This window comes from Acidobacteriota bacterium, from assembly GCA_016716715.1.
Taxonomy (GTDB): domain Bacteria; phylum Acidobacteriota; class Thermoanaerobaculia; order UBA5066; family UBA5066; genus Fen-183.
Genome location: JADJVE010000003.1, coordinates 16,088 through 41,768, shown reverse-complemented (window position 1 = coordinate 41,768; position 25,681 = coordinate 16,088). Strand labels below are relative to the sequence as shown.

General features: G+C 71.0%; 26 protein-coding genes. 15 read left to right on the top strand and 11 right to left on the bottom strand.

Features of this window, described 5'->3' with window-relative positions; all coding sequences use genetic code 11:
- A complete protein-coding gene (locus IPL89_05035; protein ID MBK9062543.1) occupies positions 1–1,092 on the bottom strand; it encodes an alpha/beta fold hydrolase in 1,092 nt (363 codons plus the stop codon).
- 54 nt (positions 1,093–1,146) lie between these two features.
- Here IPL89_05035 and IPL89_05030 point away from each other — a divergent pair, with 54 nt between their 5' ends.
- Together IPL89_05030 and IPL89_05025 are read left to right on the top strand one after the other, a co-directional pair.
- Positions 1,147–1,326, top strand: a complete 180-nt coding sequence (locus IPL89_05030) for a hypothetical protein (GenBank protein MBK9062542.1) — start codon at positions 1,147–1,149, stop codon at positions 1,324–1,326.
- Complete coding sequence (locus tag IPL89_05025) at positions 1,302–2,558, top strand: 1-acyl-sn-glycerol-3-phosphate acyltransferase (protein MBK9062541.1); 1,257 nt, start codon at positions 1,302–1,304, stop codon at positions 2,556–2,558. The genes IPL89_05030 and IPL89_05025 overlap by 25 nt, the downstream gene beginning before the upstream one ends.
- A 1-nt stretch (position 2,559) precedes the next feature.
- On the opposite strand, the gene IPL89_05020 is transcribed toward IPL89_05025, so the two are convergent.
- Positions 2,560–3,210, bottom strand: coding sequence for a hypothetical protein (locus tag IPL89_05020; protein ID MBK9062540.1), 651 nt, complete (start codon positions 3,208–3,210; stop codon positions 2,560–2,562).
- A 73-nt stretch (positions 3,211–3,283) separates the two neighbouring features.
- Here IPL89_05020 and IPL89_05015 point away from each other — a divergent pair, with 73 nt between their 5' ends.
- Positions 3,284–4,045 (top strand): polyphenol oxidase family protein, encoded by a 762-nt coding sequence (locus IPL89_05015; GenBank protein MBK9062539.1) that lies wholly within the window; start codon positions 3,284–3,286, stop codon positions 4,043–4,045.
- A gap of 34 nt (positions 4,046–4,079) precedes the next feature.
- Positions 4,080–6,128, top strand: coding sequence for a S9 family peptidase (locus tag IPL89_05010; protein MBK9062538.1), 2,049 nt, complete (start codon positions 4,080–4,082; stop codon positions 6,126–6,128).
- Here the strand turns inward: IPL89_05010 and rlmN are convergent.
- Both rlmN and IPL89_05000 read right to left on the bottom strand, forming a co-directional pair.
- A complete protein-coding gene (gene rlmN, locus IPL89_05005) occupies positions 6,082–7,176 on the bottom strand; it encodes a 23S rRNA (adenine(2503)-C(2))-methyltransferase RlmN (GenBank protein ID MBK9062537.1) in 1,095 nt (364 codons plus the stop codon). The two genes, IPL89_05010 and rlmN, sit on opposite strands and share 47 nt — an antisense overlap.
- Before the next feature lie 2 nt (positions 7,177–7,178).
- Complete coding sequence (locus IPL89_05000; protein MBK9062536.1) at positions 7,179–7,568, bottom strand: hypothetical protein; 390 nt, start codon at positions 7,566–7,568, stop codon at positions 7,179–7,181.
- Between the two features lie 115 nt (positions 7,569–7,683).
- On the opposite strand from IPL89_05000, the gene msrA reads away from it, so the two are divergent.
- The 7 genes from msrA to IPL89_04965 all read left to right on the top strand — a co-directional run bounded on the left by msrA (position 7,684) and on the right by IPL89_04965 (position 16,609).
- On the top strand, positions 7,684–8,244 hold the full coding sequence (gene msrA, locus IPL89_04995) for a peptide-methionine (S)-S-oxide reductase MsrA (GenBank protein MBK9062535.1): 561 nt from the start codon (positions 7,684–7,686) through the stop codon (positions 8,242–8,244).
- A gap of 66 nt (positions 8,245–8,310) precedes the next feature.
- Positions 8,311–10,875, top strand: coding sequence for a TIGR03960 family B12-binding radical SAM protein (locus IPL89_04990; protein MBK9062534.1), 2,565 nt, complete (start codon positions 8,311–8,313; stop codon positions 10,873–10,875).
- Between the two features lie 9 nt (positions 10,876–10,884).
- Positions 10,885–12,279, top strand: a complete 1,395-nt coding sequence (locus tag IPL89_04985; GenBank protein MBK9062533.1) for a hypothetical protein — start codon at positions 10,885–10,887, stop codon at positions 12,277–12,279.
- A 3-nt stretch (positions 12,280–12,282) separates the two neighbouring features.
- On the top strand, positions 12,283–13,938 hold the full coding sequence (locus IPL89_04980) for an FAD-dependent oxidoreductase (GenBank protein ID MBK9062532.1): 1,656 nt from the start codon (positions 12,283–12,285) through the stop codon (positions 13,936–13,938).
- A gap of 34 nt (positions 13,939–13,972) precedes the next feature.
- The gene (locus IPL89_04975; protein MBK9062531.1) at positions 13,973–14,350 is read left to right on the top strand and encodes a 6-carboxytetrahydropterin synthase; all 378 of its coding nucleotides are present in this window, start codon (positions 13,973–13,975) and stop codon (positions 14,348–14,350) included.
- The gene (locus tag IPL89_04970; GenBank protein MBK9062530.1) at positions 14,347–15,813 is read left to right on the top strand and encodes a glycosyltransferase family 39 protein; all 1,467 of its coding nucleotides are present in this window, start codon (positions 14,347–14,349) and stop codon (positions 15,811–15,813) included. The genes IPL89_04975 and IPL89_04970 overlap by 4 nt, the downstream gene beginning before the upstream one ends.
- A 10-nt stretch (positions 15,814–15,823) precedes the next feature.
- On the top strand, positions 15,824–16,609 hold the full coding sequence (locus tag IPL89_04965) for an alpha/beta fold hydrolase (GenBank protein ID MBK9062529.1): 786 nt from the start codon (positions 15,824–15,826) through the stop codon (positions 16,607–16,609).
- 8 nt (positions 16,610–16,617) lie between these two features.
- Here IPL89_04965 and IPL89_04960 read toward each other — a convergent pair whose 3' ends face one another.
- Positions 16,618–18,504: a radical SAM protein gene (locus IPL89_04960; protein MBK9062528.1), complete on the bottom strand. Its 1,887-nt coding sequence runs from the start codon at positions 18,502–18,504 to the stop codon at positions 16,618–16,620.
- Positions 18,505–18,604: 100 nt separating this feature from the next.
- Positions 18,605–19,201, bottom strand: a complete 597-nt coding sequence (locus IPL89_04955; GenBank protein MBK9062527.1) for a hypothetical protein — start codon at positions 19,199–19,201, stop codon at positions 18,605–18,607.
- A 71-nt stretch (positions 19,202–19,272) separates the two neighbouring features.
- On the opposite strand from IPL89_04955, the gene IPL89_04950 reads away from it, so the two are divergent.
- From IPL89_04950 to IPL89_04935, 4 genes are read left to right on the top strand one after another with little or no spacing between them, the layout of a single operon-like run.
- Complete coding sequence (locus tag IPL89_04950) at positions 19,273–19,980, top strand: peptidylprolyl isomerase (protein MBK9062526.1); 708 nt, start codon at positions 19,273–19,275, stop codon at positions 19,978–19,980.
- On the top strand, positions 19,977–20,903 hold the full coding sequence (locus IPL89_04945; protein ID MBK9062525.1) for a phosphotransferase: 927 nt from the start codon (positions 19,977–19,979) through the stop codon (positions 20,901–20,903). The genes IPL89_04950 and IPL89_04945 overlap by 4 nt, the downstream gene beginning before the upstream one ends.
- A 40-nt stretch (positions 20,904–20,943) precedes the next feature.
- Positions 20,944–21,129 (top strand): twin-arginine translocase TatA/TatE family subunit, encoded by a 186-nt coding sequence (tatA, locus tag IPL89_04940; GenBank protein MBK9062524.1) that lies wholly within the window; start codon positions 20,944–20,946, stop codon positions 21,127–21,129.
- A 60-nt stretch (positions 21,130–21,189) separates the two neighbouring features.
- Complete coding sequence (locus IPL89_04935; protein ID MBK9062523.1) at positions 21,190–22,038, top strand: zinc metalloprotease HtpX; 849 nt, start codon at positions 21,190–21,192, stop codon at positions 22,036–22,038.
- Here IPL89_04935 and IPL89_04930 read toward each other — a convergent pair.
- The 5 genes from IPL89_04930 to IPL89_04910 all read right to left on the bottom strand — a co-directional run bounded on the left by IPL89_04930 (position 22,035) and on the right by IPL89_04910 (position 25,633).
- On the bottom strand, positions 22,035–22,268 hold the full coding sequence (locus IPL89_04930; protein ID MBK9062522.1) for a helix-turn-helix domain-containing protein: 234 nt from the start codon (positions 22,266–22,268) through the stop codon (positions 22,035–22,037). The genes IPL89_04935 and IPL89_04930 overlap by 4 nt on opposite strands.
- Positions 22,269–22,380: 112 nt before the next feature.
- Positions 22,381–23,247 (bottom strand): hypothetical protein, encoded by an 867-nt coding sequence (locus tag IPL89_04925; GenBank protein MBK9062521.1) that lies wholly within the window; start codon positions 23,245–23,247, stop codon positions 22,381–22,383.
- 124 nt (positions 23,248–23,371) lie between these two features.
- The gene (bamD, locus tag IPL89_04920; protein ID MBK9062520.1) at positions 23,372–24,196 is read right to left on the bottom strand and encodes an outer membrane protein assembly factor BamD; all 825 of its coding nucleotides are present in this window, start codon (positions 24,194–24,196) and stop codon (positions 23,372–23,374) included.
- Positions 24,197–24,230: 34 nt separating this feature from the next.
- Positions 24,231–24,911 (bottom strand): ribulose-phosphate 3-epimerase, encoded by a 681-nt coding sequence (rpe, locus tag IPL89_04915; protein ID MBK9062519.1) that lies wholly within the window; start codon positions 24,909–24,911, stop codon positions 24,231–24,233.
- Positions 24,908–25,633 carry a PASTA domain-containing protein gene (locus tag IPL89_04910; GenBank protein MBK9062518.1) on the bottom strand — a complete coding sequence of 242 codons (726 nt, stop codon included), beginning with the start codon at positions 25,631–25,633 and terminating at the stop codon, positions 24,908–24,910. The genes rpe and IPL89_04910 overlap by 4 nt, the downstream gene beginning before the upstream one ends.
- Between the last annotated feature and the right edge of the window lie 48 nt (positions 25,634–25,681).

Genomic DNA, 25,681 nt, shown 5'->3' with positions numbered 1-25,681 from the left:
TTACGGCCGCGACCGGACGAGCAGCTCGTTCAGGTACGTCTTCCAGAGGTCCGCGAGCGTATGCGTCTGGTGGCCGCGCGTCTTCTCGGACAGCGGGAAGACGACGGCCTGGCCGCCCTTCACGCGCGCGACGCCCTTTTCGAGGATTCCGAGTTCCGGCGGGTTGATCGCGTCGTCCGCGAAGTTGATCGCCAAGAGCGGTGCCCTGATCCGCTCCAGGTACAGGGATGCATCGTAGTCGCGCGACGCGTCGAGCGCCCACAGGAGGTCGTTCGCGTCCGTCTTCGCGAGCCGCTCCGTCATGTACGTGTCCACCGCCGCGTCTGCCGCGGCGCGGTCGGGCGCGAGCTGCATCCACCCGAGCGGGCTGCCGGACAGCACGAGGAGCAGCGAGTACGCGCCCCGGAGGCCGCGCGGCTGCGCCGTGTAGTCGCCGCCCTTCCACTCGGGGTCGCCGCGGATCAGGTCCATCGCCATCTTCCGCCACATCCGGTTGCGCCCCGCGATGGGTGCCGGCAGGCTCGCGAGCGGCAGGAGCGCGTCCATGAAGTCGGGGTGGGTTTCGCCCCACACCCACGTGTGCATCCCGCCCATCGACGTGCCGATCACGAGGCGCAGGTGCGTCACGCCGAGGCTCTCGGTCAGGAGCCGGTACTGCGCACGGACCATGTCGTCGTACGTGTAGCGCGGGAACTTCGCTTTCAGCCCGTCGCTCGGCTTCGAGGAGCCGCCGTGCCCGATCCCGTCGGGGATCACGATGTAGTAGCGCGTGGCGTCGAGCGGCTGGCCCGGGCCGAACAGCACGCCGGCGAACGTCGGCCCCAGGAACTGCGTCGACGAGCCGCCCGTCCCGTGCAGGACGAGGACCGCGTTCGCGGTCTTTCCGCGGCCGTCGTCGAGGCGCCGGCCGTACGTGACGTACCGGACCTTCAGCTCGGGCAGCGTCTCGCCGGAGGAGAACCGGAAGTCCTTGAGAACGGCCTGATCCGCGACGGGCTCGGCCGGCAGGATCTGAGCGCGTGCCGCGGGGGCCGCCGCGCAGAGCCCCGCGAGCACCACGGAAGCGACGAACGCGGAAACCAGCCTTCTCATCGCCATGATTAGACCTCTATTCGCGCGAAGTGACTTAATCTCAGCGGAAATCCGATGACGACGCCGGTCTGGGTTCCGCTCTGGGCGTTCATCCTGCTCGCGTTCCTCGCGGGCTGGGCAGTCCTCGACCGGCTGCTCCGCCCGGCCGCCCGCGCCGTGATGCGTCGGCGCGCGAACCGCGTCATCGACGAGCTGAACGCGCGCCTCCCGTGCGCCTTCCGCCGTTCAAGATGACGAAGCGCGAGGTCCTCGTGGACCAGCTCCGCTTCGACCTGAAGGTCCTCGAGGCCGCCGAGGCGTTCGCGAAGGAGTCGGGCCTCTCCCGCGACGAAGTGCAGAAACGCGTCGACCGGGACGCACGGGAGATCGTCCCCGCCTTCAACGCGTGGATCTACTTCCGCGCGGGATACGCGATCGCCCGCGCGGTCGCGCGCTCCCTCTACCGCGTGCGCCTCGGCACGGCGGACGACGCCGGCCTCCGCGCGATCCCCGACGGCTCGACGGTGGTCTTCGTGATGAACCACCGGAGCAACATGGACTACTTTCTCCTGTCGTACCTCGCGGCCGAGAAGACGGCCCTGAGCTACGCCGTCGGCGAGTGGGCGCGGATCTGGCCGATCCAGGGGTTCCTGCGGGCGACCGGCGCGTACTTCGTGCGGCGCGACTCGAAGGACCCTCTCTACCGGCGCGTCCTCGAGCGCTGGGTCGCGATGGCGACCGCGAACGGCGTCCCGCAGGCCGTCTACCCCGAGGGCGGCCTCTCGAAGGACGGCGCGCTGCGCCCTCCGAAACTCGGCCTCCTCGACTACATGCTCCGCGGCTTCGACCCGAAGGGTCCGCGCGACCTCGTCTTCGTCCCGGTCGGCGTCAACTACGACCGCGTTCTCGAGGACCGCACGCTCCTCCTCGACCGCTCCCCGGCGCAGGGCAAGGCCTCGCCCGCCGACACCCTCTCCGAGACGCTGCGCTTCGTGTGGCGCAACGCGCGCCTCGTGATCGCGAACGAGTGGCACCGCTTCGGCTACGCCTGCGTGAGCTTCGGGTCTCCGCTCTCGACGCGGGAGTGGCTCGCACGGAAGGGCCTCGACCTCGCGAACGCTCCGCGCGAGGCGCGCTTCGCAGCCGTCGAGGACCTCGCGCACGACCTCATGGCGCGGATCGCGCGCGTGATTCCGGTCCTGCCCGTCTCGCTCGTCGCGAGCGTCCTCGTCGACGCCCCGGAGCGGGCGTGGAGCGAGCTCGAGCTCAAGTCCGAGGTCCTCGCGCGCTGGCGTGCGCTCGAAGCGGGAGGCGCCTACGTCCACGTCCCACGCGGGGACCAGGACTACGCCGTTTCCGTCGGCCTCCGGATGCTCATGCTCCGGCACGTCGTCCTCGCGGACGGCGGTCTCTTCCGGCCCGTCCCCGCGGAGCTGCCGCTCCTCACGTACTACGCGAACGCGATCGCGGGCGCCCCGAGGGCGTGATTCAGGGCCGACGCAGGCGCGCGCGCACGCCGCGCGGGATCGGAACGCCCGACGAGCCGACGAGACCCGCGTCGAAGAGCCGGAGGTCGATCCAGCCGATCCGCCGCGCCGGCGGCCCCGGGACCAGCGCCGTCGCGCGGCGCGTCGCGATGTGCGTGCTCACGTCCCAGAGGTCCTCCGCGGCCGTCTCCCACCCGCGCGCGTCGAAGCGCGAAAGGTCGACGGGCCGCCGGACGGCCCGGAGGCCCTTGTCGCCGTAAAGGTTGTAGTAGCAGTCGAAGTAGCTCATCGCGAGCTCGCGAAGCGAGCGATAGACCGGCGACCGGAAGCGCAGCCCCGAGTAGTTCGACTTCGCGACCGAACCCCAGAGGCCACCCACGCGGTAGAGCGCGAGGACGTGGTCGTCGTCGCGCACGGCGTGGAGCTGGGCGACGAGCGGCGGGTGGCCGATGCGCCGCAGGGCCGCCGCGGCGAAGAGCGCGCCCTCGAAGCAGTGCGCTTCCCTCGTCTCGAGGACGCGGCGCGGCGACCGCGCGGTCTCGCCGCCCTTCTCCTTGTTGTAGTGGAGATCGTCCAGAAAGCGCTGGATGGCGGCGGGCGTGCGCAGCCCGCGCGGGAGGCGAAGTGTCGTTGTGCTCAAGACGGGGAGGATTCTAGGAGGGGAAAAGAGAAGAAGAGGATTTTCTTGGAAAGAGAAAGAGAGAAAGACTTCTTAGAATGGGCATGTGGAAGGGCAATCGGTTCGGCGCGCGACCGCGGGCGGCGCGGTTTCGCGGCTGTCGTTGCCCGGTGCTGCGGGGTTCGCGGCCGGGTTCACGCGCGGCGCGCTGACGGCGCGTTCCCTCGATCCCGATCTCGCCGGCCGCGCGCTCGCGGAGGGCCTCGGGGCGCCGGATGCCGAAGTGATTCGCACCTCGCAGGTCCACGGCCGCGTCACACTCACTTTCGAAGAACCGCCGCGTGAGCGGCGGAATCTTCTCCTCGGGGACGGCGACGCCCTCATAGCGTGTCGGCCAAACGTCCTCCTCGCCGTCGCCTCCGCGGACTGCGTGCCGGTCGTCCTTGCTGATCCCGTCACGGGCTGGATGGCCGCGATCCACGCGGGGTGGCGGGGCACCGCCGCACGCGTCGTCGACGCGGCGGTCGACGCGCTCGAGGCCCGCGGTGTTTCCCTGCGGAACCTTTCCGCCGCCTTCGGGCCGTCGATCGCGCGCGACCGTTACGAGGTCGGGCCCGAAGTCGTCGCGGCGCTCCTCGACGCGTACGGTGCGGCTCCAGGGGGCGCGGTCCGGCCTGGAGCGGGCGGGAAGGCCTTTGTCGACGTCGCCGCGTTCGACGAGGCCGCTCTCCGCGCCCGCGGCGTCGATCCGGCGCGCATTTACAGGCCCGGCCTCTGCAACGCCGCGGCGCAGGACCTGCCGTCGTGGCGGCGCGACGGGCCGGGGGCCGGGCGCATCCTCACGGGCGTCGTGCGGCTTTCGGCCTGATACCCTTCGCCACACTCTTCCGTCAGGAGGCTCCATGCGCCGTGCCGCCGCCGCCCTCGTCGTCGCTTGCTCCGGGTTGGCGCTCGCCGAAGCTCCGCCCGCCGCGGACCTGTTCGCCCTGAAGACGGTCGCGGACGCGCAGATTGCGCCCGACGGGAAGTCCGTCGCGTACGTCGTCGGCGGCTGGGACTTCAAGGAGAACCTCCTCGACACGGACGTCTGGCTCGTGGACGTCGCGACGGGCGCCTCGCGCAGGCTGACGGCTTCGCCGAAGCGCGACGAGCGGCCGCGCTTCTCCCCCGACGGCAGGACGATCGCGTTCGTCTCGGAGCGCCGCGGCGACGAGAAGGACGGCAAGGACACCCGCCAGATCTGGCTCATTGCCCCGAATGGCGGCGAAGCTTCGCGCCTGACGAGCCACGGCTCCCCCGTCGCCTCGTTCGCGTGGAGCCCCGACGGGAAGCGGATCGTCTTCACGGCCGCAGTCCCGCCCGCCGCCGACGAGAAGAAGAGGCGCGAAGAGAAGGACGACGCGAACGTCGTCGACCGGGACGACGTGAAGCCGGCCGCGCTCTGGATCGTGGACGTCACGACGAGGGCCGTCGTCCGCGTCTCCGGCGGGAAGGAGCACGTGTCGTCCGCCGAGTGGTCGCCGGACGGGACGCGGCTGGTCGGCACGGTCGCGCCGACGCCGAAAGTGCCGGACGGGTTCAACTCGGATCTCGTCGTCTGGGAGGCGAAGGAGAACGGCAAGGCGACCGACCTCGTGCGGCGGCCCGGGCCCGACGCGAACCCCGCGTTCTCACCGGACGGAAAGTGGGTCGCGTTCTTCAGCGGCGACGGGCGCGTGAACGACTGGCCCGGCCACCGGACCGAGATCTGCGTCGTCCCCGCGGCGGGCGGTCCGGTGCGCAACCTCACGCGCGCCGCCGACCTCGAGGCCGAGAACTTCACGTGGTCGGCCGATTCGTCGGCAATCGTCTTCGCGGCCGCGCAGAGGCTCGCGACGCAGCTTTTCTCCGTGCCCGCCGCGGGCGGCGCCCCGAAGGCGCTCACCGCGGGCGCCCACGTCCTCGGTTCGTTCTCGGCGGCCGCGGACGGGAAGACGCTCGCGTTCGTCCTCCAGAGCGCGGCGGAGCCGCCCGAGGTGAACGTCCTCGCGCCGGCGGACGAGAAGCCGGCGCCGCGGCGCCTCACGGCGACGAATCCGTCCGTTGCGGGCGCGCTCCGTCCGAAGGTCGAGGTCGTCTCGTGGAAGGGGCCCGACGGTCTCCCGATCGAAGGCCTCCTTCACCTGCCGCCCGGCCGCCCCTCCGAGAAGCTTCCGTTCATTCTCCACATCCACGGCGGACCCGCCGGCCGCTTCGCGCTCAGCCACTCGGCGTTTTCACGGATCTACCCGATCGACGCGTTCGTCGCGCGCGGCATCGCGGTCCTGCAGGTCAACCCGCGCGGCAGCTCCGGCTACGGCGAAAGGTTCAAGAAGGCGAACGTCCGCGACTGGGGCGGAAAGGACTACCTCGACCTCATGGCGGGCGTCGACATGCTCGTCGCGAAGGGAATCGTGGACCCCGCGCGCATGGGCGTCATGGGCTGGAGCTACGGCGGCTTCATGACCTCGTGGATCCTCACGCACACGGACCGCTTCAAGTTCGCGTCACCCGGCGCGCCGGTCACGGACCTCTGGAGCTTCTACTACACGGCCGACATCCCCGAGTTCATCGAGAGCTATTTCGCCTCGCTGCCGTGGGACGACTTCGACGTCCTGAAGGCCCACAGCCCGATGTGGTTCGTGAAGAACGCGAAGACGCCGACGCTCATCCTCCACGGCGAAGCGGACGCGCGCGTTCCCCTCGCGCAGGGGCGCGAGCTCTACCTCGCGCTGAAGAAGCAGGGCGTGCCGGTCGAGATGGTCACCTACGCGCGCGAGCCGCACGGCCCGGCCGAGCCGAAGCACGTGCGGGACATCCGGACGCGCCTCCTCGAGTGGACGGACCGCTACCTTGGGACGACGGCGCCGGCGGCCGCTCCGCCGGTCAAGGCGCCGGCGGCGCCGGGCGGCGGGGCGTCTCACGCCCCTTGAGCTGACCGCACGCCGCGTCCGCCTGCAGTCCCTTCGACCAGCGCACCGTGACGGGCACGCCGCCCGCCGCGACGGCGCGCGCGAACGCGTCCACGGCTGCGTCGGACGGCCGCTTCAGGCCCGGCAGCCACTCCTCCGACTCGTTCAGCGGAATGATGTTCACCTTCGACGGGAGTGGCCTGACGAGGGCGACGAGTTTCGACGCGTCCTCCGGGCGGTCGTTCACGCCCGCGATGAGGACCCACTCGAACGTGATCTTCCGTCCCCGCTCGAGCGGCCAGCGCTTGAGCGCCGCGAAGAGCTCCGCGATCGGGTGCGTCCGGTTGATCGGCATGAGCTTCGACCGCGTCTCGTCGTCCGCTCCCGAAAGGGAGACCGCGAGGTTCGGCCGGCGCGTGCGCGTCGCGAGAGACTCGATGCCGGGCACGATGCCGGCCGTCGAGACGGTCGTCCGCCGGGGCGAGACTTCCTCCTCGAGGAGGTCGAGCGTCCGCTTGACGTTTCCGACGTTCAGGAGAGGCTCTCCCATCCCCATGAAGACGACGTTCGCCTCGTGCGGCCCGAAACCCTTCTCCTTCGCGATCACGAGGTACTGCCCGACGATCTCCCCTGCCGTCAGGTTCCGGCCCGCGCCCATGCGTCCCGTGACGCAGAAGACGCAGTCCACGGCGCAGCCCGCCTGCGACGAGAGACAGATCGTGATGCGGGCGGCCTCGGGCGTGTCGGGATCCGTCCACGACGGCTTCTTCTTCGACTCGACGATGTAGACGGCCTCGACCCGCGCGCCGTCGACGAGCTCGAACAGGTACTTCTCCGTGCCGTCGGGCGCCGGCGTCTTCGCGACGACCTTCGGGAGGCCGATCGTGAAGTCCTGCGCGAGGGCCTCGCGCATCGCCTTCGGGAGGTTCGACATCTCCGTGAAGGAGGCCGCCCGGCGCTCGTAGATCCACTTCGCGATCTGGGCGGCGCGGTACGGCTCCGGCGCGACGTCGCGCACGGCGCGCGCGAGGTCGAGAGCGGTGAGGCCGAGGAGATCCTGCGGGGGCAACGTCAGCCGCGTTTCGCGACCGTCGACCGGATCGTGACGGCGGCCTGCGGGCTGCGGCGTGCGCGGACCGGGCGCGTCGGGTCGATTCCGACGGAGCGCAGGAACCCGAGGTCCTTCACGTTGATCTGGAAGACGGCCGTGTCCATGCCGCTCGCTTCCCGCTCTTCCTTCGACGCGTTGAGGCCGCCGCGGCGGATCGACGGGAGCGCGGCCGACGAGCGGCGCCCGCGCTTGTCGAGCGCGACCGTCGCGTCGAGACAGAGATACGCGCCGTAGCCTTCGCTCTTCACCTTCGCGAGGATCTCGTGCACCTTGTCGGACGAGGACACGGCCTCGTTCAGCGCGGCACCGAGCTCGCGGAGGTACGCGCGGAGTTTCTCGTCGAGCGCCATTCCGGTCGGCAATCTAGGCCGAGCACCGGGGCGAGTCAATCCGGGAAACGGGACGTTCGGTTTTGCCGAAGGGGGATCTTCCCCTTCACGCGCGCGAGGAGCAGAATCATCGGCCGTGTTCCCAGGCCAGCCGCTCGCACCTCCGATTCCCGCCGGCGCGAAGACCGCGCTCTTCGGCCTCGGCTGCTTCTGGGGCGCCGAACGGAAGTTCTGGCAGACGCCCGGCGTCGTCACGACCGCAGTCGGCTATGCGGCCGGCCACACCCGGAACCCGACGTACCGCGAAGTGTGCACGGGGCTCACGGGGCACGCCGAAGTCGTCCTCGTCACCTTCGACCCGGAGCGGATCTCGTACGAGGACCTCCTCCGGATCTTCTGGGAGAGCCACGACCCGACGCAGGGCATGCGCCAGGGCAACGACGTCGGCACGCAGTACCGCTCCGGGATCTACGCGTTCGACGCCGAGCAGAAGGCCGCCGCCGAGGCGTCGAAGGCCGCATACGCGGCGAAGCTCGCCGAAGCCGGTTACGGCGCGATCACGACCGAGATCCTCGACGCTCCGCCCTTCTATTACGCCGAGGAGTACCACCAGCGGTACCTCGCGAAGAACCCCGACGGCTATTGCGGGATCGGGGGCACCGGCGTGTCTTGCCCGATCGGCCTGAAGACGGCCTGACGCGGCCGCGCGACGCCGCGACGTCGTCTCAGCGATCCGCTAGACTGCCCCGTCCGGAGAGACCCCGTGCGCTACGCATCCGTCCGCCCCCGCTTCGAGCCGTTCCTCCTCGCCGTCGAGCGCCCCGGGCGCTACCTCGGCCTGGAGAGAAACGTCGTGCGCAAGGACCTCGGCAGGATGGACGTCACGGTCTGCCTCGGCTTCCCGGACGCGTACGAGATCGGAATGAGCCACACGGGCACGAAGATCCTCTACGAGATCGTGAACCGCCGCGCGGCCTGGGCCTGCGAGCGGACGTACGCGCCGTGGACCGATTTCGAGGCGGTCCTGCGCCGCGAAAACGTGCCGCTCTTCTCGGTCGAGTCCTTCGCGCCCGTGGCCGACTTCGACGTCTTCGGCCTCTCGCTCCAGAGCGAGATGAACTACACGAACGTCCCGAACATGCTCGACCTCGCGGGGATCCCCGTCCTCGCGGCCGAGCGCGGCGATGCGGACCCGGTCGTGATCGGCGGCGGGCCGTGCACCGCGAACCCCGAGCCTCTCGCGGACTTCTTCGACGTCTTCCTGATCGGCGACGCCGAGGAGGCGTTGCCCGTCTTCCTCGAGGCCGTCGCGCGGACGAAGGGCCTTCCCCGCCGCGAGCGCCTGCTCGCGTTCTCGGCCTGCCCCGGGATCTACGTCCCGTCGCTCTACGACGTGTCGTATGAAGGCGACCGGGTCCTGTCGTACGCCCCGAACGTTGCGGGTGTCCCCGAGGAGGTCAAGCGCGTCTGGGTCGAGAAGCTCTCGGCCGACGTCTACCCCGCAAAGCCGATGGTGCCGTCCGTCGACATCGTCCAGGACCGCCTCGGCCTCGAGATCATGCGCGGCTGCACGCAGGGCTGCCGGTTCTGCCAGGCGGGCTACTGGTACCGCCCCGTGCGCGAGCTGGACCCCGCGGACGTCGCGAAGGCGACGAAAGCGTTCATCGACGAAGCGGGCTGGAGCGAGGTCGGGCTCCTCTCGCTCTCCTCGGCCGACTACTCGCAGATCGAGCCCCTCGTCGCCTGCCTCGCGCCCGAGCTCGCGAAGACGAAGGTGTCGATCTCGCTGCCGTCGCTCCGCGCCGAGGCGTTCTCGGTGGCGCTCGCGGACGCCGTCTCCGAGGTGCGCAAGTCGGGCTTCACGTTCGCGCCCGAGACGGGCTCGGACCGCCTGCGCCGCGTCATCAACAAGACGTTCACGAACGCGGACATGGTCCAGGCCGCCGACGTCGCCTTCGGGCGCGGCTGGGACATGATCAAGGTCTACACGATGATCGGCCTCCCGACGGAGACCGACCCGGACCTCGACGAGCTCGTCACGCTCGTGAGGGACATCCTCGCCCAGGGCCGCAAGCACGGCGTGCGGCCGCAGGTGAACGTCTCGGTCGGCTGCTTCATCCCGAAGAGTTTCACGCCGTTCCAGTGGTTTGGGTTCGACGGCGTCGAGAACCTCACGCGGAAGCTCGCGTACCTGAAGGACCGTTTCCGCTCCGTGAAGGGCGTGAAGTTGACGTGGCACGAGCCGAAGGAAGCCGAGATCGAGGCGATGCTCTCGCTCGGCGACCGGCGGATGGGCCGTGCGGTCCTCGAGGTGTGGAAGCGCGGCGGACGCTTCGACGCATGGAGCGAGCACTTCTCCTGGGAGCGCTGGAACGGGGCGCTCGAGGCCGCCGGGGTCCCGAAGACCCGGCACCTCCGCGACAAGGACCTCAAGGAGACGCTCCCCTGGGACGTCGTCGACGCGTCCATCCGCAAGCCTTTCCTCGTGGTCGAGTGGAAAAAGGCTCTGAAGGAGATGCACACGGACGACTGCAAGTGGGGCCACTGCTACGCCTGCGGCGTCCCGGGCAACGGCGAGGACATCGTGCTCGCAAACCCGCTGCCCGCGGGCTTCGGATTCGGAGAAGAGAAGATTTTCTTAGAAGGTAATAGGGGCTTGGGCGGCGCACCGGCTTTGCCCGGCGCGGCGGCCTTCCCCCTCCCTTCGGCCTACACCGAGAAAGCCAAGGGCGCCGCGTACCGGATGAAGGCTGAGCCGGACCTGCTGCCGTTGCGCGAGCGCCGCTCGCCCGCGAGCGGTGTCGCCGCTGCCGTGCCCCTCACGGCGCGGACGTACCGGCTCTCGTTCGAGAAGCTCGGGGACGCGCGGTACCTCTCGCACCGCAACACGATGGACGTCCTCGAGCGCGCGCTGCGCGCCTCGGGCGCGCCCGTGCGCTACACGGAGGGCTACAACCCGCACCTGCGCCTGTCGATGGGCCCCGCCCTGCCGCTCGGACACGAGTCGAGGCACGAGCTCTTCGACGTGGACGTCCTCGACGCGCTCACGGACGCCCACGTCTCCGCCGTGAACGACCGCCTCCCCCCGGGTCTCGTGATCACGTCCTCCATCGAGCTCCCGAAGGGCGCCAAGTCCCTCGGGCGCGCCGCGACGGAGGCCGTCTATTCGTTCACGCTTCCGAACGGCGAGACGCGCGAGGAGCGCCTCTCGCTCATGGGCGCGACCGCCACGACGCCGAAGAAGTTCCTCGAGAAGGAATACGGCGTCCCGCCCGAGGGCCAGCACGCCGTGCGCGTGACGCGCCTCGAGACCGTCCTCGGCGCCTAGACGCTTCGCATGGAGAGTTCGATTCAGGATCGCCTGTCCGCGCATCGGCTGCTCGCCAGCGCGCCGCCCGACCAGCTCGCCTGGCTCGCCGCCCGCGGCCACCTCGTGAGGCTGGAGACCGGAGGCCTCCTCGCGACGAAGGGCAGCCAGGTGATGGGCCTCTACATCATCCTCTCGGGCCACCTCACGATTCACATCGACCGCGGCGCCGGGCCCCACAAGGCCATGGAGTGGCGCGCCGGCGACGTGAGCGGCGTCCTGCCGTACTCGCGCCTCGTCGGGTCGCCGGGCGACGTGAAGGCCGAGGAACCGACCGAGATCTTCGTGATCCCGCGCCACGAGATCCCCGCGCTGATCCGCGAATGCTACGAGCTCACCGCGATCTTCGTGCACGCCATGCTCGACCGCACGCGCGTTTTCACGTCGAGCGACCTCCACGAAGAAAAGATGTCCTCCCTCGGCAAGCTGGCGGCGGGGCTCGCGCACGAGCTGAACAACCCGGCCTCGGCGGTCGCCCGGAGCGCCAAGGGGCTCCGAAGCGGGCTCGCAGAGCTCGAGTCGGCGTCGCGCGCGCTGGGCGCCGCGGGATTGTCCGAGGCCCGGCAGGCCGCGGTGGAGCGCGCGCGCGGACTCTGCATGCTGGCCGCCGGCACGACGTTCGGGCGCTCCCCCATCGAGCAGGCCGACCGCGAGGACGCCCTCGCCGAGTGGCTCGGCCGCCACGGCGCCGACGTCACCGCCGCCGAAGCGCTGGCGGAATCCGCGGTCACGCTCGAGTCCCTCGACGAGCTCGCCGGCGCGCTCGACCGCGCGGCCCTCCGGGCGACCCTTCCCTGGCTCATCGCCGGCTGCGCGACGTACCGGCTGGCGTCCGAGATCGAGGCGTCCGCGACCAAGATCCACAACCTCGTCGCGGCGGTGAAGGGCTTCACGTACATGGACCAGGCCACGATGCCCAAGCCGGTGGACGTCCGCCAGGGGCTGGCCGACACGCTCGCCGTGCTGAACGCGAAGGCGCGGGGGAAATCCGTGAGCGTGAGCCTCGACGCCCCGGCCGATCTTCCGCGCATCCCGGGATTCGGGGGCGAGCTCAACCAGGTGTGGGCGAACCTCGTCGACAACGCGCTGGACGCGGCCCGCGGCCGCGTCGACGTCTCCGCGGCGCGCCAGGGACCGTCCGTCGTCGTGCGCGTCGTCGACGACGGACCCGGATTGCCTCCGGAGATCCGGGAGCGCATTTTCGACCCGTTCTTCACGACGAAGCCGGTCGGCCAGGGCACCGGCCTCGGCCTCGACATCGCGCGGCGCATCGTCCACAAGCACCAGGGAGAGATCGAGGCCGACTCCCGCCCCGGGCGCACCGAGTTTCGCGTGACGCTGCCTCTCGACGCGGGAAAGGGCTGACGGATGGCCAAACCGGTGATTCTGACGGTCGACGACGACCCCGAGGTGCTCGGCGCCATCGAGCGCGACCTCAAGCAGCACTACCGGAACGACTACCGCGTCCTGAAGGCGGGATCCGGAAGCGAGGCGCTCGACGCGGCACGGCAGCTCAAGGAGCGCGGCACGCCCGTCGCGCTCTTCCTCGTCGACGAGCGGATGCCCGGAATGTCGGGCACGGAGCTGCTGCGCGAGGCGATCAAGCTTCACCCCGAGTCGCGCCGGGTCCTCCTCACGGCGTACGCCGACACCCAGGCGGCCATCTCGGGCATCAACGACGTCGGGCTGGATCATTACCTGTTGAAGCCCTGGGATCCTCCCGCCGAGCGCCTCTACCCGGTCCTCGACGATCTCCTGTCGGACTGGATGTCGCACGTGCGACTCCCGTACGAAGGCATCCGGGTCGCCGGCGCGCGGTCGTCGCCCCGCAGCTTCGCCGTGAAAGAGTTCCTGTCGAGCAATCACGTTCCCTACCAGTGGATCGACGTCGACCAGGACGAGCCGACGCGGGAGCTGATCCGCTCGGCCGGCGACGCGACGCGTCTGCCCGTCGTCTTCTTTCCGGACGGCACCCGCCTCGTGGCCCCGACGAACCAGCAGCTCGCCGAGAAAGTCGGGATGCAGACGCGCGCGCTCCTGCCGTTCTACGACCTCGCGATCGTCGGCGGCGGGCCGGCGGGACTGGCCGCGGCGGTCTACGCCGCCTCGGAGGGGCTCCGCACGGTGCTCGTCGAAGAGAGCGCGCCCGGCGGCCAGGCCGGCACGAGCTCGAGGATCGAGAACTACCTCGGGTTCCCGTCGGGGATCTCCGGGGCCGATCTCGCCCGCCGCGCCGCCACCCAGGCTCGCCGCTTCGGCGCCGAAGTGATCGCGCAGGAGGCGGTCGCCGTGCGCCGCGAGGACCCGTACCGCGTGGTCCGGCTGGCCGACGGGACCGACCTGAGCTGCAAGGCGGTCGTCCTGGCGACGGGCGTGTCCGTGCGAATGCTGGAAGTTCCCGGCGTCGAACCTCTCCTGGGCATCGGTGTCTACTACGGCGCGGCCATGACCGAAGCCGCGACGTACCGCGCCCAGGACGTCTACATCGTGGGCGCGGGGAACTCGGCCGGCCAAGGCGCCCTCTTCTTCTCGCGCTACGCGCGTCGCGTCACGATGCTCGTCCGCGGGACGTCCCTCGCCGACTCGATGTCGCGGTACCTGATCGACCGGATCGTGGCGACGCCTAACATCGAGGTCGTGACGGGCGCCGAGGTCGCCGCGGTCAGCGGCATCGGGCGCCTCGAGAAGGTCGTCGTCCGCCACGCCCCCGGGGGACAGGAGCGCGGGCTCGACGCGGCGGCGATGTTCATCTTCATCGGCGCGAGGCCCCGCACCGAGATGCTCGCCGGCCTCATCGAGCTCGACGAGAAGGGCTACGTGGTGACCGGCCGTGACCTGTCCGCCGCGGGCGGCCGGCCCCGCGCCTGGACGCTCGATCGCGATCCCTTCCCCTTCGAGACCAGCGTCCCGGGAATCTTCGCGGCCGGAGACGTGCGCGCCGGCTCCAGCAAGCGCGTCGCGGCGGCGGTCGGCGAGGGCTCCGGCACGGTCGGCGTGGTGCACACCTACCTCGAGACCGTCTGAGCGCGGCCGTTCCACGCGTCGTAGACTGACGGCCATGCGCTGGACCGTCCGCTGCCACGCGACCTTCGAGGCCGCGCACCACCTCGTGGACTACGCCGGCGGCCCCGAGCCCGTCCACGGCCACTCCTGGAAGATCGAGGTCGCGCTCTCGGTCGACCGCCTCGGCCCGTACGACCTCTCGGTCGACTTCGTGCCGACCGAGGCGTTCGTGAAGGAGCTCGCCTCGCGCCTCCACAACCGCGACCTCAACACCGTGCCGCCGTTCGACCGGAAGAACGCGAGCGCCGAAAACGTCGCGCTCTGGGTCGCGGACGAGATCGGGAAGGCCGCCCTCCTCGGGGACGGCGCGCGGCTCGAAGAGGTCACGGTCTGGGAAGGCCCGCGAAACAGCGTGACCTACCGGCCCGGGTGAGAAGGGCGCGCGAGGCCGCCCCGATCGCCGCGCTTGCGGCCCTTCTCGCGGGCGCGATCCCGTTTGCCGTATCGGTCACGGCCTGGCCGGAGATCGTCACGCCCGCCTGGTTCGTGACCCGCGGCGTCAAGCTGTACGACGGGATCCTCTTCCCGCACACGCCTCTCCTGATCCTCCTGACGGCCGCCGCCGGCGCCCTGTTCGGCTTCACCGCGGACGTCCTGCGCGCGATCCCGGCCCTCTCGCTCGCGGCGTCGGGCGCCCTCGTCGTTCTCGGCACGCGCCCGCACCGGCGCGCGCGATCGGGCTCGTTCACCGCCCTCGCGGTCGGCATCCCCGTCCTCGCGCTCCTCACCGTCTACACGGAGGGCCCCGCGATCTGGCCCGAGCCGTTCCTCGCGCCTCTCCTTCTCGGGGGCGTCCTCCTCCTGGAGCGCCACCGCCGCACCGGAGCGCTCCGCGACGTCGCGGCCGCGGGCCTCGTCTTCGGCGCCGGGATCCTCGTCAAGCAGACCTCCGCGTGGGCGGCGCTCGCCGCGTTCCTGTGGGTCGCTTTCCGCGGCCGAAGGCGCGCCGCACCCCTCTTCGCGGGAACGGCAGCCCTTCCCTACTTCGGGTTCGCGCTCTCGTGGGCCCTCGCGTTCCGCACGACCAGGCACCTCGACTGGACGCTGATCTACCCCGTCTTCTCCGGGATGTCGCGGGAGATCGCCGTCGGGCTCACCGGGGCGGACGTGCACGAGGCGCTGGTGCTCTTCGTGCCGTTCGCCGCGCTCGGCCTCTCTGCCGCCGCGCTGCCGGCGCGCCGCTTGCGCTCGCCGAGCTCGCCGCTCATCGCGGTTGCGCTCGGCGCAGCCGGGATGGCCTGGCCGCGCCCCGGCCTGCTCCACCTCGCCGCCCTGACGGGGCTCGGCGCGCTCGCGGCCGGGCGGACCGCCCTCGTCCTGCCCGTCGTCTTCCGGCGGCTCCGGAGAAGCCGGAGCCGGCCCCCGCGCCTTCTCGCGGCCGCCGGCGGCACCGCCGCCTTCGCCGTCCTCCTCGGCGTCGCCGCGCTCGGCGCGGGGCCGTTGCTCCTCGACCGGATCGGCGGGCCCGTCTTCCACTGGAACGACTCTGCGACCCGGGCCGCCGCGGCGCACGTGCGGGCGCGCGTTCCCGCCGGAGGGACGCTCCTCGTCCACGGGGCGCCGCAGAACCTCTACCCCCTCACCGGCACGAGCGCGCCCGGCGGCTTCTACGTGAACCCGTCCTTCTGGTACTGCCTCCGGCGCGACCGCGGCGACGAACGGCTCGTGGACGCTCTCGCCGCGAGCCCGGGCCTGCCGATTCTCTTCCGGGAGCCGATCGCCGACGCGGAACGCATCCGCGAGACGGCCGTCTACACCTTCGTGAAGGAGAAGACGCGGCCGGCCGGAAGCGCCGGCGACCTCGAGTGGCGGGTCGTGCCCGCGCCCGGCCGCTAAGATGGCCGCCATGCATCTCGTCGCGCTCCACGGTTATCCCCTCGACCACCGCATGTGGGACCCGCTCGCCGAGCGGGCCGCCGCCGGCAAGCTGGGCCCGATCACCTCCGTCTTCGCCCCGGACCTGCGCGGACGCGGGCGTTCGCCCCACCTCGCGGCGCCGCTCCACGCAATGTCGCTCCTCGCGGACGACGTCGCGCGCGACCTCGAAGCCGCGCTCCCGGCCGGCGCGCCCTTCCTCCTGGCCGGCTTCTCGATGGGGGGCTACGTCTGCTTCGAGCTCCTCAAGCGGCACGGCGCGCGCCTGCGCGGCCGCCTCAAGGGCCTCGCCCTCTTCGACACGAAAGCCTCCGCCGACGACGACGCGGGACGCGCGGGCCGGAAGGCGGCCATCGAGGCCATCCGCAAGGACGGCATCGAGGCGGCGCTCACCGCGATGCTCCCGAAGCTCCTCGCCCGCGGCTCGAAGGGGACGCCGGCCGAGGATCTCGTGAAGCGGATGGTCCTCGCGACGCCGCCCGAAACGGCCATGGCCGACCTCGCCGGCCTCGCCGTGCGCGACGAGGGCTTCGAGATCCTCTCCGCCTGGGACCGTCCTCTTCTCGTCGGCGTGGGCGAGGAGGACGCAATTGCCCCGCCCGCCGATTCCGAGGCCATGACGGCCGTCGCGGCGCGCGCGCCGTGGGTGAGGCTCCTGACCGTGCCGGGCGCCGGCCACATGGCTCCTCTCGAGCAGCCGGACGAGGCGGGTGCAGGCCTCGTCTCGCTCGCGGAGGCGGCTCTCCGCGTGCCCTGAGCCGGGTGCTACTTCCCGGAGGCGGCGCCGAAGCTCGGAAGCATCGCGGCAGCCGGAAGCTCGCCCGTGCGCGCGGCGGCGGGCTCGAAGACCGGCAGCGTGGACGGGCGCGCGCCCGGGTTGAACGCCGGCAGCGGGACGCGCTTGCCGTGCGCGTACACGGGGTGGCGGCCCTTGTCCCTGTACCACTCGGAGAGCGTCGCGCTCTGGTGCATCTCCTCGACGATCTTCCTCCAGCCCGCGCCCGTGTTGTAGGCGCAGAAGGAGATCTCGCCGAGCTGCGTTCCGTACGGGATGATGCACATCTCCGTGCGCCGGAAGTCGTAGTTGAAGAGGTCCTGGAACCACATCCCGGCCACGAGGAGGACGCGCCACGGATAGCGGCCCTGCGTCGCGATCCCCATGCCCTTGCCCGTGTGGCCGTCCATGACCTTGAGCGTCTCCCAGATGCCGAGGTTTTCCGGGACGCCGTCGGGGCGGATGTTGCGCGCGAGCGCGAGCGCCGTCTGGAGGACCGTCAGGAACCTCCCGCGCGCGGCGTCCGTGATGACCGTCAGATCCCTGAGGAGGCGATCCGCGTCGAGGATCTGCGTCAACGGGACGGCCTGGCCCGTGTCCGGGCGGACGAGCATCATCGTCGCGATTCCGCAGTTCGGGTGGCAGCCGCACTTGAGCGAGCCCCACTGCGCCTCGAGGCCGCCGAGGAGGTCCTTCAGGTCGGAGAACGGGCCCGAGGCCGACAGCGGGAACCAGTCGCGCATGGGCTCGCCGATGCCGGCCTGGTCCTTCACGTCGTGCGCGAGGTGGGCGAGCGTATAGCGCTGGCTCTTCCGCGTCTCGTCGTCGATCTCCTCGTCGCGGCCCGTGAAGGACACGGGCTGGAAAGAGAGCGCGTTGATCTTGTCGATGTTCTCGATCGCGAACTTCAGGGTCGGGCCGACCTGGTCGTTGTTGAGGCCGTTCACGATCGTCGTGACGAGCGTGACGTCGATCCCCGCCGCGTGGAGGTTGTCGAGCGCCCGCAGCTTCACGTCGTACAGGTTTCCGACGCCGCGGTGCGCGTTCGGCTCGTTCCCGACGCCGTCGAACTGAAGGTAGGCGAGCCGGAGGCCCGCGTCGTACGCGGCCTTCGCGAATTCCGGCTCCTGCGCGAAGCGGATGCCGTTCGTCGCGCACTGGACCGAGAAGTAGCCGATCTCGCGCGCGTAGCGCGTGGCCTCGATGAAGAACGGCGAGATCGTGGGCTCGCCGCCCGAGAACTGCACGGACATCTGGCGCTGCGGCTTGATCGAGACGGCGTTGTCGAGGATCTCCTTGACGTCGTCCCACCCGAGCTCGTGGACGTAGCCGACCTGGTTGGCGTCCATGAAGCACGGGTTGCACATCATGTTGCAGCGGTTCGTGAGGTCCACCGTGAGGACCGCGCCGCGGCCGTAGCGCATGGAGGAGGAGCCGTGATCGTGGAGCTTGTCCTTCGCGATCTTCACGTCGCGGCCGAAGAAGTTCTCCTCGAGGCGCGCGAAGAAGCGCGCGTCGCTCGCCATGAGGTCCTCGAACGTGCCGTGCTTCGGGCACGTCTTGACCATCCAGATCTCGTTGCCGCGCTGGACGATGTCGGCCGGGATCTCGCCGGGGCGCCCGTCGACGAGCTCGGAGAGCTCGCGCGTGCCGCCCACGATCGCGTCGCGGACCTCGCGGGTGCAGGTCGGGCAGAGGGAGTCCGTGCGGCGCGGGAAGCCGAGCGGCGGCTTCGTGCGCTGGTGGCTCTTCGGGAGCGGCTCGGGCGACCAGGAGGGCTGGAAGGAACGCGCGGGCACGCGGCGGTTCACGGCCTGGAACACGTTCCAGGCGGTGTTGGCCGCGCCGCGAATGGACCGGTAGACCACCTTCCGCATCGAGATCCTCCGAAGATACACGGCCCCGCCCCCGGGGAGAATCATTCTCAACGATCGGCCCGTGAAGCGGGAATTTAACACGGGCCGGAACCTGCGTCGCTTACGCGACGCGCCCGGAGACGTCGAGCACGGCGCCCTTCCCCGGAATCTCGGGCGGACCAACCAGCCTCTCGATGCGCGCGAGCGCCGCCCGCCCGACGGCGCGCACGGCCGCGTAGTTGAGGCCCGCGCCCGCAAGGGCGCCGAGCACGGGGACGACGTGGGCGATCTCGCGTCCGGCGAGGCGCACGACGAGGCGCGCGGCGACCTCCTCGGCGGCGCGCGTCGTCAGGCGCCGCCCGACGCTCATCCCGGCCCCCGCCGCGAGCCCGGCGAGCACCTCGAGCGCCCGCTCCTCCGGCGTCATGGGGCCGCCGTACAGAAGGTGGAGCGACACGATGAGCCGGCTCTGGAGGACGAGGACCGCCGAGAGCTCGGGCGCGACGGTCGCGAGCGCGAGCCACCCCGGCGGCAGGCTCGCGACGGCGCCGAGGGCTGCCGCGCGGCGGGCGGCGACCGCGACGAGCCGCTCACCCTTCTCGCGGGTCGTGAGGTCCGCGTGCTTCGCCGAGAACGACTGCACCTCGGCCCGGAGCATCTCGATGTCCAGGTCCTCGGTGACCTTCTCGACGAGGCTGAGAAAGGTCCGGGCCAGCATCGCGGCTATCATCGGGGCTGCCGGTTCCCCCCACAAGGGGGGTGCCGGAGAGCGACAGGAGGACGCACCGCATGACGAGGAAACCGGCGAGCATCCGGACAGTCGTGGCGGCCTTCGCCCTGGGCCTCCTGGCCGCGTCCGCGGCCCCTGCCGCGCCCGCGAAGCCGAAGAAGAAGGCCCCGCCGAAAGCCACGGCGAAGACGCGCGACTACGCGCACACGCTCGGGCTCGTCCACACGTCGCAGGGCGATTTCACGGTCCGTTTCTTCAACGACCGCGCCCCGAACCACGTGAAGAACTTCGTCGACCTCGCCGGGTCCGGCTTCTACGACGGGACCCTTTTCCACCGCGTCATCAAGGACTTCGTGGTGCAGGGCGGCGACCCCCTCACGAAGGACCCGAAGAACGCCTTCATCTGGGGCAACGCGGGCAAGACGGACGCGAAGGGAAACCCCGTGACGCTGAAACCGGAGTTCAACGACACGGTCCACAAGCGCGGCATCGTCTCGATGGCCCGCTCCTCCGCGCCGGACTCCGCGTCGTCGCAGTTCTTCGTCGTCCTCAAGGACTACCCATCGCTCGACCGCCAGTACACCGCGTTCGGCGAGGTCGTGAAGGGAATGGACGTCGTGGACCGCATCGCTTCCGCCTCCGACCCCGATCCGTCGAACACGCCGCTCGGAAAGCCGCGCAACCCTCAGAAGCTCCTGTCGGTCGAGCTCCTCGACGAAGCGCCCGCTCCGGCGCCGACATACCCGGCCCCCGCTCCGAAGCCGTGACGGCGGCCTCCCTGAACGGAGAGGCCGCGCGGCTTTCGCGCGCCCGGGAGCGCTTCGGCCTCGCGGCCGGTCCGCCGAGCGTCCCGCTGGCCGGCGACGTCGGGGCGCGCCGGTACTTCCGCCAGGCGACGCCCGGCGGCGGCAGCGTCCTCGTCGTCCTGTACCCGCAGCCCGAATCGCCCGCGCAGGCAAACTGGGCCGCGATCGGGGCGGCGCTCGCGCGCGCGGGCGTTCGGGTTCCCGAGCTCCTCGACGACGCGCCCGAGCTCGGCGCCGCCCTCATCGAGGACCTCGGAGATCGCGACCTCTCGATGGACCTCGCGGACGCTCCGCGCGAGGACCGGCCCCGCCTCCTCGACGAGGCCGAGGAGCTTCTGACGCCGATCCGCACGATCGCGCGCGCCGCCGCGACACGCAACCCGGCGTTCGACGCGGCTTTCTTCGCCGCCGAGCTCGACCACACGCGCCACTGGGCGCTCGAGAAGGGCGGGCAGGAGCCCCTCGAGGCCGGCCGCGCCGCGGCGTGGGGCTCGCTCGCAGGCGCGCTCGCGGCCGCCGCGGCCGACCCTGCCGCGACCGGGGACGCCGTCCCGACCCACCGGGACTACCACGCGAACAACCTGATGCGCACCGCCGACGGGCGGCTGGCCCCGATCGACTTCCAGGACCTGCGCCTCGGGCCCCCGGACTACGACGCCGTATCGCTCCGCTTCGAGCGCGCCGGCGCGTCCGTCGAGGCCGACGCCGGGGCCGTGTCGGAGGCCGTCCTCCTGCAGAGGGCGTGGAAGGTCCTCGGGACGTTCGAGAAGATGCTCCAGAAGGGCCGCCCTTTCTACCGTCCCCACCGCGAGACGGCGCGCCGCGTCATTCGCCGCCGCACTTCCCCGGGGGGGCCGTTCGAGGGGCTCCTCGCGTTTCTCTGACCGCCGCCCGGAGTAGAATCCGTCCTTTCAGGAGGCACCCGTGCCGAATCTCGGACTCCCCGAACTGCTCGTCATCCTCGTGATCGTGATTCTCGTGTTCGGCGCGGGGAAGATCCCGCAGCTCGGCAAGGGCCTCGGCGAGGGCATCAAGAACTTCAAGGACGCGATGCGCCAGGGCGAGTCCGGCGACGACAAGAAGGACGACGGCGCCTCCAAGCCGAAATAAAGCGGAGCCCCCCTTCGTTTGGTTCCGGGGCGGCGCACCCGCCCGCGCCCGGAGAAACCGATGAACACGCTGAAGATCGTCTTCCTCATGACGTTTCTGACCGTCCTGCTCGTCGCGGTCGGGCAGGCGACGTTCGGCTCGCAGGGCGCGGTCATGGCCCTCGTGATCGCGGCCGTCATGAACCTCTTCGCCTACTTCTTCTCGGACAAGATGGTGCTCGCGTCCTACGGCGCGCGTGTCGTCACCGAGCAGGAGGCGCCCGAGCTCTACGGAGTCGTCCGGTCGCTGGCGGCCAAGGCGAACCTCCCGATGCCGCGCGTGGCCATCATCCCGCAGGAGGCCCCGAACGCCTTCGCGACCGGCCGCGACCCGCAGCACGCCGTCGTCGCGGCCACCGAGGGCATCCTGAAGATCCTGAACCGCGACGAGCTGGAGGCCGTCCTCAGCCACGAGCTCGGGCACGTGACGAACCGCGACATCCTCGTCGGCGCAATCGCGGCGACGCTCGCGGGCGCCCTGACCCACCTCGCGCAGATGGCGATGTGGACCGGCGGCGGCCGGCGCGGCGACCGCGAGGGAGGCGGCGGCCTCGTCGGAATTCTCGCGCTCCTCTTCGCGCCCATCGCGGCGGCGATCGTTCAGGCCATGATCTCCCGTCAGGCCGAGTTCCGGGCGGACGAGACGGGTGCGGCGCTCTCGGGGCGCCCTCTCGAGCTCGCCTCGGCGCTCCGGAAGCTGGAGTCCGCGTCGAGGCGGCTCCCGATGGACGGCTCGCCGGCGACGGCGCACCTGTTCATCGTGAATCCGTTCGCGGGAGGCCTCGCGCGACTCTTCTCGACCCACCCGCCCACAGAGGAGCGCGTCGCGCGCCTCGAAGCCATGGCGCGCGGGGGCCTGCGGCCGTCCTAGGAGTTGTCTCTCCCCCGGAGCGGCGGCTTCACCTTCAGGAGGGAGATCTTCGCCCGCAGGGTGTTGCGATGGATGCCGAGCGACTTGGCGGCGCGCCCCATGTTTCCGGACGCGCGCATGACGGCCGCGGAGACGTACTTCTTCTCGAATTCCCGCTTTGCGGCTTCGAGCGGAATTCCCTTCGACACGAGCTCGTCGATGATGCGCTGCAGCTGGCCGTCGATCGTCACAGACACGTTCCTCCCGCACACTTGCAAGCCATGTGGCCGCTTGGGGGAGTCGGAAATTATCACGGGATTTTCGTCCCGCAAGTCTTTTCTGAGCGAGCCGAAAAGAGGGGCCTTACTTGACTTCGACGGCGTCGCCGACGGCGATGAAGTCGACCATCGACGTGATGATCGCGACCGACGACCGTGTGCGGGTCGTCAGGATCGCCGCCTCGCCCAGCACCGTGCGCACGCCCTGGGCCTGCGTCGACGGGTGGTAGACCGTGAGGAAGTCGCCGGGGTTCAGCCCGTCCTGCTCGCCGAGGTCGAGGAACACGATCGTGTCCGTCCCGACGGGCGTGACGGCGTCCCGCGTGTCCACGACGTGGCCGATCGGCTTGCCGTTCGGCGTGTCGCAGATCGTCGTGGGCCGCGTGCGGCGCACGAGCGGCACCGGGATCGGCTCGAAGGGCGCGACGAAGTCTCCGACCTCGACCTCGTTGCAGGAGTAGATGATCTCGGTGATGGAGGATCTCTCCTGGGCGCAGAGCACGCGCACGCGCCCGGGCGTCATGTAGATGCGGCCCTGGACCTCGCGCTCGGAGCCCCAGCGGTTCACGAGGCGGCTGGGCCGGACGATCGTGAACTCCATGCCGGCCTGGACGCCGTTCTCGGCCCCGATGTCGATGTAGATGACGTCGCCGGCCATGAACATCGACTGGTTTCGTTCCTTCTCGGCGTTCACGATGCGTCCGACGAACGCCTCGTCGCGGTCCCCGAGGTAACCGGAGCAGTAGACGTCCACTTCGGCGCCCACCGGCAGCGGTCCGGTGATCGGAGCGGGAGGCCGGCCGAGCTTCTCGAGGCGCGACTGGGGAACGGCCGGGGCGGCGGCGCCTTCGCGCACCGTCAGGGCGGGCGGCTTTGCCGCGTCGTCGGCGCGGGCGGCGAGCGAGACGGCGATCAGGACGCCGGCCGAGAGCGCTGCGAGACGGTGACGCATGACGACCTCCTGCCCGAAACCCGTGTCCCCTAAACGACAATGGGGGCGCGAAAAGGGGACGGATGGACGACGTATCTTAATTCGCTGGAGCCGCTTGCGTCAACCCGAGGGGTGGGACGAGGGCTCAGCCGCCGGCGGCTTTCGCGGGAGGGGCGGGAGGGGCGGCCGCCGGACGCGGCACCTTCTTCACGAGCGGGCTGGAAGGGAAGTCGCGCGCGAGGCGGTCCCAGAGCTGCCTGGCCTCGTCCTCGTGCCCCATCTTGTTCTCCGCGAGCCCGACGTCGAAGAGCACCTTGTCGAGCTTCGTGTAGTCCGGATAGGACGCGAGAACGGTGTCCATGCGGCCCTTGGCCGCGCGCCACGCCCGGCGTTTCACGTAGAAATGGCCGACGACGTACTCGTGCTCGGCGAGGAGGTTGCGCATCGCGCCGAGGCGCAGGCGGCCCTCCGTGGCGTAGGGCGAATCCGGGTACGCGAGGACGAGCTCGCGGTATGCGAGCGCGGCGTTTCGCGTGTTCGTCTGCTCGCGGTCCGGACTCTCGGCCTGCTTGTCCGAGCACTGGGCGAGCCGGAAGAGCGCGTAGTCCGAGCGCGGGTGCGAAGGGTAGCGGTTCCGGAAGTCCTTGTACCTCACGCCGGCCTCGAGATAGCCGAGCGGCGTCTTCTCGTCGAAGAACGAGTCCGCGAGCCGCAAGGCGGACTGCTTGCCGATCGCGTCGTTCGCGTAGTTCTCGGCGACGAACCTCAGGTACTGCCGCCCGAGCTCGTACTTCTTCTTCTGTACGAGGGACTCGCCCTTCGCGTACGCCTCCTCTTTCGGCATGGAGAGGAGCTCCCGCGTCATCTTGGCCGCCGAGTCGGTGCTCGCGCAGCCCGCAGCGCCTCCGAGGAGGGCGGCGAGGGCGATCAGCGCGGGGAGGCGGCGCGGGAGGACCGGGAAAGGCGTCACGGACGTCGGAGAATGCACGGCGGCGGGGTTTCTTTCAAGCTCCGTGCCCGCGGACGGCCGCCCGCGCGAGCCGCGCGAGGGCCGCGGGCACGTCGCCGCCCCCGAAGACGGCCGCCCCCGCGACGAGATGCGTGGCCCCGGCGGCCGCGAGGGCCCCGGCGTTGGCCTCCCCGACGCCGCCGTCCACGGCGATCGTCGCCGCCGAGCCGGCGCTCCGCATCGACTCGGCGAGCCGGGCGACCCGTTCGAGGGACCCGGGAATGAACGACTGCCCGCCCCATCCGGGGTTCACGGACATCACGAGGACGAAGTCCACGAAGCGCACGGCCTCGTCGAGGGAGTCGAGCGAGGTTCCGGGGTTGATCGCGACCCCCGGCGACACGCCGCGGGTCCGCACGTGCTGCGCGAACCGGTGGAGGTTCGGCTCGGCCTCGACGTGGACCGCGATGCGCCGCGCGCCGGCGTCGAGGTACTGGTCGAGCGTCCGGAACGGCTCCTCGATCATGAGGTGGACGTCGAACGGGACCTTCGTCGCCTTCGCGAGCGCCTTGAGGACGATCGGCCCGACCGTGAGGTTCGGGACGAAGTGTCCGTCCATCACGTCGAAGTGGATCCAGTCGGCGCCTCCCGCCTCGCACGCCGCGACCGCCTCGCCGAGTCGCGCGAAGTCCGCCGAAAGGATCGACGGAGCAAGGGCAACCTTTGGTGCGCTCAAGGCGCCGCCTCCGGCGACGCGATCACGAAGCTCAGCGCGTCGCGCCGCGTGACGGGCGCGCCCGAGAGCGGAAACTGACGAAGGATCGTTCCGGTCGCCGCGCCCTCGTAGGCCTGGCTCCTCACGCCGCCGATCCGGAAGCCGCGCTCCTCGAAGGCGGTCCTGACCCGCTCGAAGTCGCGCCCGATGAGGTCCGGCATCACCCACGCGACGTCGGAAGCCCCGCGGTTCACGAGAACGTCGACCGGAGTGTCCGGGCCCGCGATCGCGCCGGCGGACACGCCCTGCGCGACGACGCCCGCCGGGCCGGGCAGGCGCGCCGAGGCGACGGCAGCCTCCTTGAGGCCGGCCTTCGACAGCGCGAGCGTCGCGGCGCGCGCCGGCAGCCCCGTGAGGTCGGGCATGCGCACGGCGCGCGGCCCGAGGGAGAGGAAGAGGCGGATCGTCTGGCCGCTCTTGACGGCCGTCTCGGCCGCCGGGAGCTGCGCGCGGACGCGGTGCGCGGGCACGGCGTCGTCGAACGCCTCCTGCGCCGCGTCCACCTGCACGGAGAGTCCGAGCTCGGCGGCACGGGCGGCCGCCTCGTCGGGCGTGAGGCTCACGAAGCTCGGGGTCTTGAGGGATTTGCCCGCGACGAAACGCGTGAACGAGACCCAGGTCGCGGTCGCGAGGACGCCAGCCAGCACAAGCGCGTACAGCACTCTTCCGAAGACCCCTCCCATGGCGGCACTCTAGCAGGAGCCTGGCTCCTTGACTCGCCCCGGACGTGC

What these genes read in the sequence shown, in the direction of transcription:
- IPL89_05035 (MBK9062543.1), bottom strand. Translation starts at nt 1,092, where the DNA reads ATGAGAAGGCTGGTTTCCGCGTTCGTCGCTTCCGTGGTGCTCGCGGGG.
- IPL89_05030 (MBK9062542.1), top strand. Translation starts at nt 1,147, where the DNA reads ATGACGACGCCGGTCTGGGTTCCGCTCTGGGCGTTCATCCTGCTCGCG.
- IPL89_05010 (MBK9062538.1), top strand. Translation starts at nt 4,080, where the DNA reads ATGCGCCGTGCCGCCGCCGCCCTCGTCGTCGCTTGCTCCGGGTTGGCG.
- IPL89_05000 (MBK9062536.1), bottom strand. Translation starts at nt 7,568, where the DNA reads ATGGCGCTCGACGAGAAACTCCGCGCGTACCTCCGCGAGCTCGGTGCC.
- IPL89_04985 (MBK9062533.1), top strand. Translation starts at nt 10,885, where the DNA reads ATGGAGAGTTCGATTCAGGATCGCCTGTCCGCGCATCGGCTGCTCGCC.
- IPL89_04980 (MBK9062532.1), top strand. Translation starts at nt 12,283, where the DNA reads ATGGCCAAACCGGTGATTCTGACGGTCGACGACGACCCCGAGGTGCTC.
- IPL89_04975 (MBK9062531.1), top strand. Translation starts at nt 13,973, where the DNA reads ATGCGCTGGACCGTCCGCTGCCACGCGACCTTCGAGGCCGCGCACCAC.
- IPL89_04965 (MBK9062529.1), top strand. Translation starts at nt 15,824, where the DNA reads ATGCATCTCGTCGCGCTCCACGGTTATCCCCTCGACCACCGCATGTGG.
- IPL89_04960 (MBK9062528.1), bottom strand. Translation starts at nt 18,504, where the DNA reads ATGCGGAAGGTGGTCTACCGGTCCATTCGCGGCGCGGCCAACACCGCC.
- IPL89_04955 (MBK9062527.1), bottom strand. Translation starts at nt 19,201, where the DNA reads ATGCTGGCCCGGACCTTTCTCAGCCTCGTCGAGAAGGTCACCGAGGAC.
- IPL89_04950 (MBK9062526.1), top strand. Translation starts at nt 19,273, where the DNA reads ATGACGAGGAAACCGGCGAGCATCCGGACAGTCGTGGCGGCCTTCGCC.
- IPL89_04935 (MBK9062523.1), top strand. Translation starts at nt 21,190, where the DNA reads ATGAACACGCTGAAGATCGTCTTCCTCATGACGTTTCTGACCGTCCTG.
- IPL89_04925 (MBK9062521.1), bottom strand. Translation starts at nt 23,247, where the DNA reads ATGCGTCACCGTCTCGCAGCGCTCTCGGCCGGCGTCCTGATCGCCGTC.
- IPL89_04910 (MBK9062518.1), bottom strand. Translation starts at nt 25,633, where the DNA reads ATGGGAGGGGTCTTCGGAAGAGTGCTGTACGCGCTTGTGCTGGCTGGC.